The following is a 16,635-nucleotide window of genomic DNA, read 5'->3' as shown; positions in this document are numbered from 1 at the left end:
TGAAATATCCCTTCCCGGAATTAATCTTCCTATTTACAAGTAATTAGCTATATTTGGACTCCTTAAAATTAAAGCCCTGAGCTAGATCTTAAGCTTTTCCATGGCACAGAAAATTAAAAACTCAGATATCCTTTCTCAAAGGAAACCATTACTTATAGGTATTCTGGCATTTTTGTTTCTTCTGTTGGGTGGATTATTTATGCTGTGGCAACGCTACCAGATCCTGGTAGAATCCCGTCAAAGTGAAATGGAAAGCATTATAGATGTGGTTGAGCAAAATATTGACCAGTCTCTTAAATATAGTTATTCTGCAGCCCTTTCCCTGGCTTTGCAGATTGATGCAGAGGGTAGGATTGAAAATTTTGATGAGGTAGCTCCTCAGCTGGTTGACAATAATTCCAATATAGATGCAATTGAGATAGTTCCTGATGGCATTATCACAAAAGTGTATCCTTACGAGGAGAATAAAGCAGCGATTAATTATAATATTTTAAAGGATAGTACTCGGAACGAAGAAGCTTTTAAAGCTATAGAGAGACGGCGTATGTTCTTTGGAGGTCCTTTTGAACTCAAGCAGGGCGGACTGGCCATTGTGGGGAGGCTTCCTGTGTTTATAAAGAATGAGTTCTGGGGTTTTGTTGCGGTAATTATAGATTTTAATAATCTCATTGATCAATCCGGGATACGGGAACTTTCAGGCGAGAAGTACAAATTTCAGTTTTCCAAGATAAATCCTTCCACGGCAAAAGAGGAATTCTTTCTTAAAGATGTCTCCGGGATTAACGAGTCCTATTCCGAATATTTAACCTTTCCCGATGGAGAATGGAAGATTTATATAATTCCGGTAGATCCCTATCAGCCTTTCTATACTGTGGTGCCGGTTGCATTTCTGATGCTTATTCTTTCAGGAGCATTTGGATGGATCATTTATAATACCCTGAAACAGCCTTTAATTCTTGAGGCACGCGTTAAAGAACAGGCTGGAGAGCTCGCAAAAAGTGAATTGCGTTTCAGGACTATTTTTAATCAGGCCGCTATTGGCATGGTAAGGGTTGATTCAAAGACAGGAATGATCCAGGAAACAAATAAACGGTTTCAGGAATTGATTGGATATTCCGAAGAGGAACTTAAGCTTATGCATTATTTGGATGTCTCTCATGAAGATGATATTGAGGAGAACCAGAAGCTTATGAAAAAATTGAAAAATAATGAGATAAGAGAGTACAGTTTAAAGAAAAGACTTAAACAAAAAAAAGGAGATTATATCTGGGTTGGACTCCATGTATCCGCATTATGGAAAAAAGATCAGGAAGCGACATCCCACATTGCTATAGTAGAGGATATCTCGGCTCGGGTAAAGGCAAAACAGGAACTGGTAGAAAATGAAAAGCGTTTCAGGTCTCTGGTAGAGAACTCCAATGAAGTTATTCTTATTATCAACAATAGGGGGGAAGCCGTTTACTGTTCTCCTTCTTTTAAGCGTATTACGGGCTATGATGAACTTCTTTGTTCCGGAAACGATATTTTTTCTTTGATCCATCCGGAGGAACGTTGCCTCTTAATAGAGAAACTCAAAAGAGTACGAACTAATCCTGGAAAGCCATATTCTGAAATCATTATGCGGGTAAAGACCAGCAGTTCCAGCTGGATCTGGGTTAATGCGACACTTACTAATTTTCTGGAAGAAAAGAATATTGAGGGGTATATCGTAAATTTAAGAGATATTACTGGTAAAAAGGAAGCAGAACTGAACCTGGTTAAATCTTATGAGTTAGTGATGGAACAGAATAAGCGACTCCTTAATTTCGCATATATCGTGTCTCATAATTTACGTTCTCATTCCAGTAATCTTGAATCGATCTTAGAACTTTATGATTTTGAAGATTCTGAAAAGGAAAAAAGGAATTATATAGCTTTGCTTAAGAATGTTTCCGATAATCTTAATCAGTCGCTGCATGATCTTAATGAAGTGGTTTCCATTAATACGAATCTTGATATTGGAGTGGAACCAATCAATGTTTCAGCGTATTTAGATAAGGCCATTGAAATTTTGGGCTTGCAAATAAAATCTAAAGATGCCCGTATAATTAATGAAGTACCCGGGGAGATGGTCGTGTCTTTCAACTCGGCCTATATGGAAAGCGTACTGTTAAACTTTATTACTAACGCTTTGAGATATAGTCATCCAGATAGACAGCCCGAGATAAGTATAAAAGGATATAAAGAGGATTCTAATTGGACTTTGGAAATAAAAGATAATGGTATTGGTATAGATTTGAACAAACATGGAGATAAGGTCTTTGGATTATATAAAACTTTTTCAGGAAGGCAGGATGGCCGTGGAGTAGGATTATTTATTACTAAAAATCAGATCAATGCCATGGGTGGAACGGTAGAGGTGGAAAGCAAACCTGATATAGGTACTACCTTTAAAGTTGATTTTAAATGAGAAAGGGCATTTGTGTTATAGACGATGATGAGATCTATCAAAAGATCATCAGGAAGCTAATTGCCAGGGCAGAGGTTTTTGAAAGGGCCGTCTTTTATATGAGGGCCAGTGATGCACTTGAAGACCTTAGAAATCCTGAAACAAGCCTCCCGGATGTGATCTTACTTGATATAAATATGCCTGGAATGGATGGCTGGCAGTTCATTGAGCTACTCCAGAAGTCATATCCTTCCCTCTTTAATGAATGTGCTATTTATATTGTCACTTCCTCAATAGCCTATTCAGATAAGGAAAAACTGAAAGAATTCTCCGGCCTTGCAGGCTTCTTGTCCAAACCAATTAAGGTGGATCAACTGATTGAGATTGGGAAAGCTGTAAAATAAAAAAAGCCCGGCGTAGGGACCGAGGCTTATACCAATTATTGGGGATAATTCTTTAAATTATGCAGCGGAAATCACATTATAGTGAGTTAGCAGACTTTGATAGAAGAAAAGGCTCTTTTCATCCTTTTTAAGGCAGGACCTCAAGAATCTCTCCAGGTTCTGACATTCAAATGTGATGCTGGTATATCTTTTATTGCCAACCGGAAGCTGCATATCGATAGTTTGCTCTTTGTAATTTATATTTACATGTTTCGCCTCGAAGTATTTCTTGATGATGGCGCGATGCATAGTCTGGAAATTAGAATTCTCCATGGTCCTATTTGTAATACTGTAAGAAATTAGATTCTTAATTTCATCTATTATTTCGGGAGTAGTGCTTGTTTTCATAGGTATCGTTTTCATCATTTTCATCACGGCTAAAATACTACTAGAGCGTATAAAAGCTGTTAAAAAAAATGTAATACTTCCCTCGTTAATAAATATTTAACTTCAAGAGGCCGGAATTAAGAAGATGTTTACTTTATAAATCCAGGACCACCGGGGAACTCATGATCCTAAAGCGTTCATCAAGTATGGATAAGTTGAAATACTGGCTACTGGAGCGCATTAATTTGCCAGAGGAATGATGAATATGTCCAAACAAATGATATGTCGGCTGGACAATTTGTAAGGCTTTGCCTAGTTCTTCACATCCCAGATTCACTCCACTGCCAATCTGGTCCAGAATTCCATATGGTGGTGTGTGGGTAATTAAGATATCTGTAGTTTTCGGGATAAGGTCCCAGTGCTTTTTTATATCCGATCCTCTTTCGCGGCTAAAAGCCCAGTTTCCAATTCCGGGGGTGAAAGGGGATCCCCAAAACTGCAGACCTTCAATTTCGACACCTTTATCTATTAAAAGGTGTATGTCTTCAGGGATGTGTTTTAGGTTTTCAGGTTTTTGAAAATAAAAATCATGATTTCCGGGTACAAGTATCTTATATTTATGGGGTTGGCCGGAGAGCCATTGAAGAAAATCTGAGGTCTCATTCCTCGTTCCGCCATCGGTACAGTCACCTGCATGAATAAGGATGTCTCCTTCCGGAATAGGTATATCGTGATGTTGGTTATGAGTGTCGGCCAGGCAAATGAGCCTCATGGAATCCTGATTAAATTGAAATGCCAATGTAAATAAAAAAATCCGTTGGCTACAGCAACAGATCGTATCTTCTGAAGTTTTTATAAAAAATTATTCTGCCTCTTCTTCCTCTTCCGGATTCAACTTTATATAATCATTATCGCTGGGAAGAACCCTGTTTAGCGATTTTAGCATTCCAAAAGCGATGATGGCAGCGGTAACGGCAAAAAATATAAATTTCAATAACAAACTGTCGCTGATAAGAAGACTGTAGAATCCAAGGAAGATCTCGATAACTACAAACAATATTTTAATGCCGAATTTGAAAAACATTTTTTCTTTTTGAATCTGGTCAAATATACCACCCAATTATCGTACCGGAAAAGTAAAGAATTAAGTTTGACGAATATTTAACTAAGGGAGCTGCTGTCTTACAATCTTTTAAGTTAAAAACTCTTAAACACTGCCTTATAAGTTGCCTGGAATTGTAAATTGGTTTTAAACCAATACGATCACGCCTTTTGAAAAGATCTGCTAAAATCACTTATATAGTCCTGACTGTTATAGCAGGTCTTGCAATTCTATTAATCGGACTGAACAATTATGCTGAAAGCCGTATAAAAAAAAGCCTGGAGGAAAACCTGAAAAAAGTTAGTGCCACTTATGATAAAGTAGATGTAAGTATTCTTAGCAGGAAAGCTGAAGTTATCAATCCCTATTTTAATACAGGCTCTAAAACACTTAAGGTGGATACCATAAAGATTAATGATATTCATTTATGGGATTATATCACGAAAAAGAATATAATTATTGGTAACCTCGATATTTCCCAACCGGTTGTAAAGATTTATAAAAGGTCAAAACCTAAAGATTCCACCGGTAAAGCGAACAAAAAGAAATTCAAAAACAAACTTCTTATTAAGGATGTAAATATTAAAGGTGGAAGTTTACAAATTTTTGGTAAGGATAGCTCACAGCATAAATTATTTACTTCGATTAATAAAGTCCTGCTCCAAAGGGTGAAAATTACATCTGAAACGTTACAAGAGGAAATTCCTTTTGGTTATCGAATAGATATTATGGAGTTAGACAGTATTTTTTTCGATCTCAATGAACAGCATGAGATGGCTGCAGAAAATTTAGCTCTTACCGATAATAACCTGAACGTCATGAATTTCAAAATCATTCCGAAATACTCAAAAAGCGGGCATCAGGAAACTATTAAGGTAGAAAAGGACAGGTATGATCTTAGTATTGATTCTATCAGCTTGAAAAACTTCAATTGGTCTATAGTAAACGATTCTTTAAAAATACAAAGTGACCTCACTGAAATTGATAATGTGAATTTCATGATTTACCGGGATAAACTCAAACCTGATGACACTGCTGTTAAACCCCTGTATAGCAAAATGATCAGGCAGCTTCCTGTAAAACTTGGTCTGGATTCTGTTAGCCTCCGTAATACTTATATTAAGTATGAGGAAAATATTCATCCGGACAGGGAAACAGGTGTAGTTGAATTTTCCAACCTGAATGCCGGTATCTCTAATATTACAAATATTGGGATGAATCAGAAAGATTTTCCAAAAACCCGTATAGATGTAAATGCAGATTTTATGACCACAGCATACCTCCGGGTAGACTGGGAATTCGATATTAGTAATAACAATGATCATTTTAATATTTCAGGTGAAATGGGTCACCTTCAGGCAGAGCAGATCAACAAATTTCTTACTCCTGCCAGGAACATAAAGGCCAATGGTGAAATTCTTAATATGTATTTCAATTTCAATGGGAATAACAACAGTGCTTCAGGAGATATGAGGGTGGAATACAGGGATTTTAAAGTAGAGGTATTGCAGAAAAACGGAAAAGAGAAAAATTCTGTTGTTTCCTTTTTTGCTAATCTAATAGTCGGAAATAAAGCATTGAATGAAGAAGCCAACTATAAAGATGTTTCTTTCACGCGGGATGAAACCAAATCTTTCTGGAATTATTTCTGGAATCTGATCAGGAAAGGTGCTATGAAGGCTTTTCTTTAGATCTTGAAGGTTACCACCGGCCGGTTTGAATGATTTACAAGATCCTCGCTGATGCTTCCGTTAAAGAAATGTGCCAGCCCTTTGCGGCCATGAGTACTGATTCCTATTAATCCTGCATGCATCTTTTCAGCAAAGTGCAAAATCCCTTTTTCCACACTTATGTCATTATATATATGAACCTCGTAATTACCGGGATCTGATTCATCAATGAATTTTGCCATTCTCTCGCTGGCTTCTTCACTGGTCATGAAATTGTTCGGAGTATTTACGAACAGAAGGTGGAGTTTGGCGCCAATGGTATTAGCAAATTTTATTGCTTTTTTTAAGGTGTGCTTATGTTCAGGATTGGCATCTGTGGCAAAAATGAAGTTGTCTATCTCAAAATCGGGGATTTCATTTTTGATCACCAGTACAGGAATCTCCGAATGTCTTACCACTTTTTCAGTATTGGAACCTATGAACATTTCCTGAAAGCCGCTTACTCCATGAGATCCCATCACAATAAGGTCGCATTTTTTCTCACGTCCAATTTCCATAATGCCATCAAAAGCACGGTGAAACTCTACGGTTTCGTGTACCTTGAGGCCTTTAAGATACGGTTGTTTCATTAGATTGGAGAAACGCTGATGGGCAAGTTTCATGAAGAATATAGCTTCCGGTAAATTATGGCTGCTTCCCTGAACCGGGTCTATTAGTTGTAGCGGGAGTTCCAGCATGTGCAGTAAAAAGATCTCTCCGTCGAACTTTCTGGCTAGTTGAGCGGCTACTTTTAGTGCTTTTTCTGCCTGGTCGCTAAAGTCTGTAGGAACAAGGATGTTTTTCATGAGTGTGAGTAATAGCTTATGAATGAATGTATGTTTAAAACTACAAAGAATATTTCATTTATTATCACGTTTTTATACTTGGAAATTATTGCTATATTTGCAGCGTTGAAACTAAAAAAGTACAGCGAGGGGACAGGAGTCCCCTCTTTTTATAAACATATGCTGAAGGAGAAGGTAGAAAAATTAGCAGCGAAGGTTTTTGAAGAGAATAATTTCTTATTTTTAATCAGCCTTGATGTGAACTCTGCGAACAACATTAAGGTCGTTATAGACGGCGATGAAGGAGTTTCAGTAAATGACTGTATAATGGTAAGCCGTGCCATAGAGCATAACCTGGACAGGGACGAAGAAGATTTTTCCCTGGAGGTGACTTCAGCGGGAGTCTCAGAACCTCTTTCGATGCCAAGACAATACAAAAAAAACTTAGGTCGTAAGTTAAAGGTGAAAACCGCGGATGATAAATTCGAAGGAGAGCTTGTGGCTGCAGATGAAAATGAAATAAAACTTTCCTGGAAGGCGAGAGAACCAAAACCGGTAGGAAAAGGAAAAGTTACAGTACAGAAAGAGGTCGTATTGCCTTATTCTGATATTGTGGAAGCAAAAGTTAAAATAACATTTTAATCACAAATTGATATGGAAAATATCGCGTTGATTGAGTCATTCTCAGAGTTTAAAGACGATAAGCTCATAGATCGTGTAACCTTAATGGCGATTTTAGAGGATGTTTTTAGAAATGCTTTAAAGAAAAAGTATGGAGAAGACGATAATTTTGATATTATTGTAAACCCTGATAAAGGGGATCTCGAAATTTGGAGAAACAGAGTGGTGGTAGCCGATGGTGAAGTAGAAGATTCTAACAGGGAGATCTCGCTTACTCAGGCGAGAAAGATCGAGCCCGACTTTGAAGTGGGTGAAGATGTTTCCGAAGAAGTGAAGCTTGCTGATCTTGGACGAAGAGCAATTCTTGCATTGCGTCAAAATCTTATCTCTAAGATTCATGAGCATGATAACACGAATATTTACAAGCAGTTCAAAGATCTTGAAGGAGAGATCTACACTGCAGAAGTTCATCATATAAGGCACAGAGCCATTATTCTTCTTGATGATGAAGGAAATGAGATAGTGCTTCCAAAAGACCGCCAGATCCCGTCAGATTTCTTCCGTAAGGGAGAGAATGTACGAGGGATCATTGAGAGCGTGGAACTAAAAGGTAACAAGCCTACGATTATAATGTCCAGAACCGCTCCCGGTTTCCTTGAGAAGTTATTCGAACAGGAAATCCCGGAAGTGTTTGATGGTTTGATTACAATTAAGAAAGTAGTACGTGTTCCCGGTGAGAAAGCGAAAGTAGCTGTTGATTCTTATGACGACAGGATAGATCCGGTTGGAGCATGTGTGGGAATGAAAGGTTCCAGGATTCACAGTATAGTACGTGAGTTGGGGAATGAAAATATTGATGTGATTAATTTCACTAATAATGAACAGTTATTTATTACTAGGGCACTGAGTCCTGCTAAGATAACTTCCATTAAAATGAATGAAGAAGCGAAAACGGCAGAAGTTATGCTAAAGCCTGAAGAGGTTTCTAAAGCGATAGGTCGTGGAGGGCACAATATTCGATTGGCGGGTCAGTTGACGGGTTATGAGATTGATGTGTATCGTGAAGGAGTTGAAGAAGATGTTGAGTTGAAAGAATTTACAGACGAAATTGAAGATTGGGTGATTGCAGAATTTTCAAAAATCGGTCTGGATACGGCAAAGGCTGTACTGGAACAGGATGTTGACGATCTTGTTCGCCGTACAGACCTTGAGGAAGAAACCATCAGGGATGTGATGGCAGTTCTTCGCTCAGAATTTGAAGAATAATATTTTTTTATATTAAAGAATACATTAAAAGAGGTTAATTTAGAGGGCAATTTATGGCAGAAGCGAAAACAACGCGATTAAATAAGGTTCTACGTGAGTTCAATATCTCGTTAGACAGGGCTGTGGAATATCTTAATTCCAAGGGCTACGAGATAGATGCACGTCCAACTACAAAAATCTCTGGAGAAATCTATGAGGTGCTTTCTGATGAATTCCAAACCGACAAGAGTAAAAAAGTTGCTTCTAAAGAAGTTGGTGAGGAGAGGAAGAAAGAGAAAGAAGAGCTGCGTAAGGAAATTGAAGAAAAGCGGAAGGCTGAGGAGGAGAAAAAGGAGAAGGAAGAAGCTATTTCATCAAGAGCTAAACTTGAGGGTCCCAAAACTGTTGGGAAAATAGATCTGGATAAACCAGGTGAAAAACCTCAGAAAGAGGAACAAGCCCCTAAGGAAGAAGAAGCCCCTAAAGAGGAATCGAAAGCTCCAGCCGAAGAACCTGTCAAAGAAGCTGAAGCCAGTAAAGAGCCCGAAAAACCAGCTGCGAAAGAAGAAAAAACAGAAAAAGCAGAGAAAGAAGAACCGAAGGAAGAGAAGAAGCCTGAGCCGGAAAAAGAAGAGAAGGAAGAGGCTAAAGAATCAAGTACTATTGAAACCAAGTACACTAAGCTTAGTGGTCCTAATTTCACTGGTAAGAAGATCGATCTTTCACAATTTAAAAAGCCGGTCAAGAAGAAGGAGGAAAAGAAGGCTTCTGCAGATGATGATAAGAAAGATAAGCGTAAAAAGCGCCGCCGCCGCATCAGTAAGGATGTGAAAGGAGGTCCTAATCAGGGGCCTGGTAAAAGAGGTGCGCGCAAAAGAGGCAAGCCAATTGCTAAAGAGGAGCCTACCGAAGAAGAAGTACAAAAGCAGGTTCGCGAAACCCTTGAAAAACTTCAGGGGAAATCCAGTAAAGGTAAAGGCGCTAAATACCGTAGAGAGAAAAGAGATCAGCACCGTCAGAGATCTGAGCAGGATCTTGCACAACAGGAGTCAGACGAAAAAGTATTAAAAGTTACTGAATTCGTTACTGTAAGTGAGGTGGCAACCATGATGGATGTTTCAGTTACCAAGGTGATCTCTGCATGTATGTCTCTTGGTATGATGGTTACCATGAACCAGAGGCTGGATGCTGAAACCTTAAGTATTGTAGCAGAGGAATTCGGTTATGAAGTTGAATTTACGACGGCTGATGTTGAAGAAACCGTTGAGGAAGTTGAAGAAAATCCGGAAGACCTTGTTGATAGAGCTCCTATAGTAACCGTAATGGGACACGTTGACCATGGAAAAACATCCTTGCTGGATTACATCCGTCAGGAAAATGTGATCGCAGGTGAAAGTGGTGGAATTACTCAGCATATTGGTGCCTACGGAGTTGAACTAGATAACGGACAAAAAATAACATTCCTGGATACCCCGGGTCACGAGGCCTTTACGGCGATGCGTGCTCGTGGTGCGCAGGTTACAGATATTGCGATTATCGTGATCGCTGCCGATGATGATGTGATGCCGCAAACAAAAGAGGCTATCTCGCACGCGCAGGCTGCAGGTGTTCCTATTGTATTTGCGATCAACAAATCTGATCTTCCAACAGCAAACCCTGAAAAGATCAAGGAAAAGCTCGCCGGTATGAATTTACTGGTAGAAGATTGGGGAGGTAAGATCCAGTCGCATGATATTTCGGCAAAAACAGGAACTGGTGTTAAGGAGTTGCTTGAAAAAGTACTGCTTGAAGCAGAGATTCTTGAGCTAAAGGCTAATCCTGATAAACTTTCTAAGGGTACCGTAGTGGAGGCTTTCCTTGATAAAGGTCGTGGTTATGTGGCTACGATTCTTGTACAGTCCGGAACTCTAAAAGTGGGTGATTATGTGCTCGCCGGTCGTCATAGTGGTAAAGTAAAGGCTATGCATGATGAACGTGGAAAAGAGGTGAAGGAAGCCGGCCCGTCTACTCCAGTTTCCATACTTGGTCTTGATGGTGCGCCACAGGCTGGTGATACCTTCAAGGTGATGGAAGATGAACGTGAGGCCAAGGAAATTGCTGCAAGACGTACACAATTGCAACGTGAGCAGAATGTAAGGACTCAACGTCATATCACACTTGATGAAATTGGTAGACGAATCGCTCTTGGTGACTTTAAGGAATTGAATATTATCCTGAAAGGTGATGTGGATGGTTCTGTTGAAGCGCTTACCGATAGTTTCCAGAAACTTTCAACCGAAGAGATCCAGGTTAATATAATACATAAAGGAGTTGGAGCAATTACTGAAAGTGATGTGTTGCTCGCTTCTGCATCAGACGCTATTATTATCGGATTTAACGTTCGTCCGGCAGGTAATGCTAGACAGGTAGCCGATAAGGAAGAGATAGATATCAGAACTTACTCGATCATCTACGATGCGATCAATGATCTGAAAGATGCGATGGAAGGAATGCTTTCGCCGGAACTTAAGGAAGAGATCACAGGTACTGCAGAGATCAGGGAGACCTTTAAGATCTCCAAGATTGGAACCATTGCCGGATGTATGGTTACTTCTGGTAAGATATATAGAAGTGCCGGAATTCGCTTGATACGTGATGGCGTGGTAATCTATACCGGAGAGCTGGCATCGCTGAAGCGATTCAAGGATGATGTGAAAGAGGTTTCCAAAGGATATGATTGTGGTATTCAGGTTAAGAACTACAATGATATCAAGGAAGGTGATGTTATCGAGGCCTTCAGGGAAGTTGAAGTTAAGAAGACTCTTAAGTAACGAAGACCTTTAAATAAATCAAATAAAAAAAGCGGCTGATTTCAGCCGCTTTTTTTATTTGATTTATTTGTTCTATTTACGTTTGGGTTTTGGGATAAAGGCAGCTGGAAAATTATCTTTTATCTCCAGTAAGGCTCTGTCGGCTTCAAGACGGTTCCGGAAATTTCCCACCCAGACCTTGTAATTTGGAGCTTCATAGGTTATTTGAGAGGGATAGGTGTAAAGGCCACGATATTTCTGTATCACCTCGTTCGCTTCTCCGTTATCACCATAAAATAACTGAATAACATAACGATCTCTTATGCGGTTATTTCTATTCAGCTCTTTTTTAACCTCCATTAGTTTTTCTATTTTTTCGCTTTGCTGAATATTCACCGATGCCTGCTGGCCTTTTGATTCGGTCGTAAAAAAGAAGCCGATTGCACTAAGTAATATTAGATGTGAGAATCTTATATTTTTCATATTTTTAAGCTTTTTGACAAATGTAAAATTAAATAACTTAAACGCTTGCGATTTATTATTTAGAACTAATATAAATTAAGGATTAACACTTATGTAACATTCCTAAAATCCACTAGAAGTATTACTTTTGTCCACGAATTTAAAGGTACCTTTTTGGGTTTTTAGACCTAAAATACTGAGTGTAAAAACCGTACCAAAGTTTAGACGTTAACCGAACTTACAATATGAAAAAGGTGATTTACCGCCATTCAACTTCGCGACAACTACTCTTTAGCGTAGCATTTTTGTTTTCATTTACATTCTTTGGCTTTGCTCAGAATGACGCTGCTCAGGATACCACTCCTGCTGCTCAGTCAGAGGCGGAGGCTGCTGCCGGGCAGGATTCAGGTGGCTCCGATTTAGGAGATCCTGCTGCTGGTAAAGAGTTGTTTAATTCTTTGTGTGCTGCCTGCCATAAACCTTACTCAGAATCTATTGGGCCCGCTTTGAATGGGATTACTGATAGGCGTGATATGGCGTGGATTCAGTCGTGGATTTCAAATTCTGCGGCAATGATCGCTTCTGGTGATCAGGAAGCTGTTCAGATCTATGAAGAATATAATCAAACTGCTATGCCTGCATTTCCGCAGCTTAGCAATGAAGATATAGGAAATATACTTGCTTATGTAGAGCAACCTAAGCCTGAGCCTAAGGCTGCTGCCAGTGGAGCCGGTGGTGATGCTGCTTCCCAGACTGGAGGCGGAGGTGTTTCTGTGAATGTTATTCTGGGAATTCTGGTCTTCGTGCTCGTGGTTCTTTTAGTGGTGCTGTTCCTTGTGAATAAAACCCTTAGAAATTTCGCTGATGCTTCGGGTATTGTTATTCCGGAGAAGCCAAAAAGAAAACCTGTATGGAAAGCATTCGTAGAGAATCAGTTCCTTTTATTGGTGAGTTCGATTATTGTATTGCTCGCTGTTGGATACTTCGCTTACGGATGGATGATGCAGGTTGGTGTGGATCAAGGTTACCAGCCAATTCAGCCAATACATTATTCTCACAGGATACACGCTGGAGATAACCAGATAGATTGTAAATACTGTCACTCTTCTGCCAGAACTTCAAAACATTCGGGCATTCCTTCGCTTAACGTTTGTATGAACTGTCATAAAGCTATTTCTGAAGTGGCTCCTGAAACGGCTACCGAGGAATACTCTAAAGAATTCTACGATAATGAAATCGCCAAGCTCTATGAGGCAACCGGATGGGATCCTGCTACTAGGACTTATTCGGGCGAAGAAAAGCCTGTTAAGTGGGTTCGTATTCATAATCTTCCAGACCTCGCATATTTCAACCACTCTCAGCACGTAAGTGTTGGTAATATTCAGTGTCAGCAATGTCACGGTCCAATCGAGGAAATGGAGGTAGTATATCAAAATGCTCCGTTAACGATGGGTTGGTGTATTAACTGTCACCGTGAAACCAATATCAGGATCGAGGGTAATGAGTATTACGAAAAGATCCATGAGGAATTATCAAAGAAATACGGTGTGGAAGAGCTTACTGTTGCCCAGATGGGTGGAATTGAATGTGGTAAGTGTCACTATTAAAATCCTGAGATTCAGGTTTATTTAAGAAGCTAATATCTAGATATAATATGTCATCAAACAAGAAATACTGGAAAAGTGTTGAAGAGCTAAATGAAAACAGCTCTGTTGTTGAGACGCTCCAACAAAAAGAGTTTACCGAGGAGATCCCGGTGGATGAGTTTCTTGGGGATAAATCTTCTCTCGAGACTTCAAAAACCTCAAGAAGGGATTTTCTTAAGTATGTTGGATTCAGTACAGCAGCGGCATCACTGGCTGCCTGCGAAGGCCCTGTGACGAAGTCTATTCCTTACGTGGTGCAACCGGAGAGGATTGTGCCTGGAGTTGCAAATTTTTACGCATCTACCATTGCTGATGGATTTGACTTTGCGAGCGTTTTGGTAAAAACTCGGGAGGGTCGACCAATAAAAATTGAAAATAATGATCTGTCGAAGTTTAAAGGCGGGGTGAATGCCCGTGTTCATGCTTCGGTACTTTCTTTATACGATACAAAAAGGGTGAAACGCCCAATGATCGAAGGGAGAAATGTTTCCTGGGAAGAATTTGATCGTGAAGTAAGATCTGCTCTGGAGAATACCAGTGGTGAGATCGTTCTTTTGACTCAAACATTTGCTAGTCCTTCGACTTCTAAACTCATTAAGGAGTTTTCTTCTAAATATGGGAATGTTCGTCACGTAGTTTATGATGCTGTATCTGAGGATGCTGCTCTAAACGCATTTCAGGCAAAATATGGAAGACGTGCATTGCCTAATTACGACTTTTCAAAGGCTAAAACCATTGTTGGTGTAGGTGCAGATTTCCTTGCTGACTGGCAGGGTGGTGGCTATGATGCTGCATATGCGAAGACCAGGATTCCTGAAAATGGAGAAATGTCCCGTCATATTCAGTTTGAATCTAATATGACTCTTACTGGTGCGAACGCAGATAAGCGTGTACCTTTAAAGCCGTCCCAGCAAAAAGCAGTTCTTTCTGCATTAAGAGGTTATGTTGCCGGAGGTTCGTCTACAAGTGATCTGCCTGCGAATATTGATGATGCTGTAGTGAAAGCTGCAAGACAGCTAAGGCAGGCTGGTAGTGGTGCTGTTGTTGCCTGTGGTATTCCTGATGACGAAGCTCAAACCTGGGCCCTTGAGATCAATGAAGCACTTGGTAGCCAGGTGATGGATACTTCAAATGCAAGAGTTATCCGTCAGGGTAATTCTGGTGAGGTGGCTCAGCTGGTGGAAGATATGAATAATGGAAGTGTTGGCGCTCTTTTGATCGCCGGACTTAACCCTGTTCATACTTTACCAAATTCAAATGATTTTGTAGAAGGTCTTAAGCAGGTTGAAACGGTAGTTGATTTCACTACCAGAACCGATGAGACTTCTAAATTAAGTAAATATGTGGCTGCTACTCCTCATTATCTGGAGAGTTGGGGGGACATTCAGTTTAGTGAAAGGTCTTTCAGCTTGATGCAGCCAACCATTAGGCCTTTGTTCGATACAAGGCAATTCCAGGATACACTCCTTAAATGGTCTGATAATAATAAGTCTTATTACGAATATATTAAAGAGACCTGGTCTGGCGGACTGGGTGATCGTAACTGGAGTGAAGTACTTCATGACGGTATTTTTGAAGCGACTTCTCCTGTAGAGGTTGCTGCCTCTGAAGGTTCCGGTAATTCTTCCGTTTCATTCAATATGGATGAGCTTGAAGGAGATGGTTTTGAGCTTTCTTTGTATACAAATACTGCTATTGGTGATGGCCAGCAGGCTAACAACCCGTGGTTGCAGGAAATGCCAGATCCGCTTACAAGAGCGAGCTGGGATAACTACCTTACTGTTTCAAAAGCTGATGCTGAAGAACTCGGGCTGGTAAATGAGCATGTTGCTGACGGTGGTCTTAACGGAAGTTATGTGAATGTTAGCGTAGGTGATTCTGTAGTTCAGAATGTTCCTGTTTATATTATGCCGGGACAGGCAAAAGGCTCTGTTGGTCTTGCGCTTGGTTATGGTAGAAAAGCAGGGATTCAGGAAGAAATGCAAACAGGGGTGAATGCTTATCCTCTGTATCAGAACTTCAGCTCCGTTCAAAAGGTGAAAATTGAGAAAGCTGCGGGAATGCATGAATTTGCATGTGTTCAGCTGCATAATACCCTGATGGGTAGAGGTGATATCATCAAGGAAACTACTCTTGAAATTTTCAATACTAAAGATGCTCATGTGTGGAATGAAACACCTGAGGTATCTCTTAATCATATTGAGACTCCTGTTACCGCGCCAGAGGTTGATATCTGGGAAAGTTTTGACAGGACTACGGGACCTCACTTTAACCTTAGTATAGATCTTAATGCCTGTACTGGTTGTGGTGCCTGTGTTATCGCATGTCATTCTGAAAATAATGTTCCGGTAGTTGGTAAGGAAGAAGTAAGAAAATCAAGAGATATGCACTGGCTGCGTATTGACCGATATTTCTCTTCTGAAGATACATTTACCGGCGATCTCGAGAAAAAGGAAAATATTGGTGGCCTTGGAAGCTCGCTTTCAGAATTCGGAGAGTTGGAGCAGGCGGCAGATAATCCTCAGGTTGTATTCCAGCCTGTAATGTGTCAGCATTGTAACCATGCTCCATGTGAGACTGTTTGTCCTGTTGCGGCAACCTCTCATGGTAGACAGGGTCAAAACCAGATGATCTATAACCGTTGTGTGGGTACGAGATACTGTGCCAACAACTGTCCTTATAAAGTACGTCGTTTTAACTGGTTCAATTATGTTAAAAATGATGAATTTGATTACCATATGAACAATGACCTTGGGAGAATGGTGCTTAACCCGGATGTTACTGTACGTTCCAGAGGGGTTATGGAAAAATGTTCTATGTGTATCCAGAAAACCCAGAAGACTATCCTTGATGCCAAGCGTGAAGGTAGAACGATTAAAGATGGAGAATTCCATACGGCCTGTTCTGCAGCTTGTGATAAAGGGGCAATGGTCTTTGGGGATGTAAATAACGAGGACTCAAAAATTCTTGAAAAGAAAAATGATGACAGGATGTATCATCTGCTTGAGTATGTAGGTACCAAACCAAATGTGATGTACCAGACAAAAGTTAGAAATACAACCGAAGCTTAAATAAACG

The 16,635-nt window shown here is 40.0% G+C and carries 13 protein-coding genes; 8 read left to right on the top strand and 5 right to left on the bottom strand.

Annotated elements, in window-relative coordinates; all coding sequences use genetic code 11:
* The first annotated feature begins 100 nt into the window (after positions 1–100).
* Positions 101–2,449, top strand: coding sequence for a PAS domain S-box protein (locus LU635_RS07980; protein WP_240097942.1), 2,349 nt, complete (start codon positions 101–103; stop codon positions 2,447–2,449).
* Positions 2,446–2,832 carry a response regulator gene (locus LU635_RS07975; protein WP_240097940.1) on the top strand — a complete coding sequence of 129 codons (387 nt, stop codon included), beginning with the start codon at positions 2,446–2,448 and terminating at the stop codon, positions 2,830–2,832. Before LU635_RS07980 ends, LU635_RS07975 begins: the two co-directional genes overlap by 4 nt.
* A gap of 57 nt (positions 2,833–2,889) precedes the next feature.
* On the opposite strand, the gene LU635_RS07970 is transcribed toward LU635_RS07975, so the two are convergent.
* From LU635_RS07970 to LU635_RS07960, 3 genes are all read right to left on the bottom strand, one after another.
* Positions 2,890–3,219 carry a hypothetical protein gene (locus LU635_RS07970; protein ID WP_240097938.1) on the bottom strand — a complete coding sequence of 110 codons (330 nt, stop codon included), beginning with the start codon at positions 3,217–3,219 and terminating at the stop codon, positions 2,890–2,892.
* Positions 3,220–3,352: 133 nt separating this feature from the next.
* Entirely contained in the window at positions 3,353–3,970 is a 618-nt protein-coding gene (locus LU635_RS07965) for a metallophosphatase domain-containing protein (RefSeq protein WP_240097936.1), read from the bottom strand.
* 90 nt (positions 3,971–4,060) lie between these two features.
* The gene (locus LU635_RS07960; protein WP_240097934.1) at positions 4,061–4,282 is read right to left on the bottom strand and encodes a hypothetical protein; all 222 of its coding nucleotides are present in this window, start codon (positions 4,280–4,282) and stop codon (positions 4,061–4,063) included.
* Positions 4,283–4,470: 188 nt separating this feature from the next.
* Between LU635_RS07960 and LU635_RS07955 the strand changes: the two genes are divergently transcribed.
* Complete coding sequence (locus LU635_RS07955; protein ID WP_240097932.1) at positions 4,471–5,991, top strand: hypothetical protein; 1,521 nt, start codon at positions 4,471–4,473, stop codon at positions 5,989–5,991.
* Here the strand turns inward: LU635_RS07955 and LU635_RS07950 are convergent.
* Positions 5,988–6,815, bottom strand: coding sequence for a universal stress protein (locus LU635_RS07950; protein ID WP_240097930.1), 828 nt, complete (start codon positions 6,813–6,815; stop codon positions 5,988–5,990). The two genes, LU635_RS07955 and LU635_RS07950, sit on opposite strands and share 4 nt — an antisense overlap.
* Positions 6,816–6,974: 159 nt before the next feature.
* Here LU635_RS07950 and rimP point away from each other — a divergent pair, with 159 nt between their 5' ends.
* Genes rimP through infB form a run of 3 tightly spaced genes read left to right on the top strand, consistent with a single transcriptional unit; the run spans position 6,975 to position 11,470 of the window.
* Positions 6,975–7,436: a ribosome assembly cofactor RimP gene (gene rimP / locus LU635_RS07945; RefSeq protein WP_240098107.1), complete on the top strand. Its 462-nt coding sequence runs from the start codon at positions 6,975–6,977 to the stop codon at positions 7,434–7,436.
* Positions 7,437–7,448: 12 nt separating this feature from the next.
* Positions 7,449–8,681, top strand: coding sequence for a transcription termination factor NusA (gene nusA, locus LU635_RS07940; RefSeq protein ID WP_240097928.1), 1,233 nt, complete (start codon positions 7,449–7,451; stop codon positions 8,679–8,681).
* A 53-nt stretch (positions 8,682–8,734) separates the two neighbouring features.
* Complete coding sequence (gene infB / locus LU635_RS07935; RefSeq protein ID WP_240097926.1) at positions 8,735–11,470, top strand: translation initiation factor IF-2; 2,736 nt, start codon at positions 8,735–8,737, stop codon at positions 11,468–11,470.
* Between the two features lie 72 nt (positions 11,471–11,542).
* Here infB and LU635_RS07930 read toward each other — a convergent pair whose 3' ends face one another.
* Positions 11,543–11,932, bottom strand: coding sequence for an SPOR domain-containing protein (locus LU635_RS07930; RefSeq protein WP_240097924.1), 390 nt, complete (start codon positions 11,930–11,932; stop codon positions 11,543–11,545).
* Positions 11,933–12,156: 224 nt separating this feature from the next.
* Between LU635_RS07930 and LU635_RS07925 the strand changes: the two genes are divergently transcribed.
* Complete coding sequence (locus LU635_RS07925; protein ID WP_240097922.1) at positions 12,157–13,518, top strand: c-type cytochrome; 1,362 nt, start codon at positions 12,157–12,159, stop codon at positions 13,516–13,518.
* Between the two features lie 47 nt (positions 13,519–13,565).
* A complete protein-coding gene (locus LU635_RS07920; protein ID WP_240097920.1) occupies positions 13,566–16,628 on the top strand; it encodes a TAT-variant-translocated molybdopterin oxidoreductase in 3,063 nt (1,020 codons plus the stop codon).
* Positions 16,629–16,635: the final 7 nt, after the last annotated feature.

Source organism: Christiangramia crocea, assembly GCF_022410465.1.
In the GTDB taxonomy this organism is placed as follows: Bacteria; Bacteroidota; Bacteroidia; order Flavobacteriales; family Flavobacteriaceae; genus Christiangramia; species Christiangramia crocea.
This window is presented reverse-complemented; position numbering and strand designations above follow the sequence as displayed.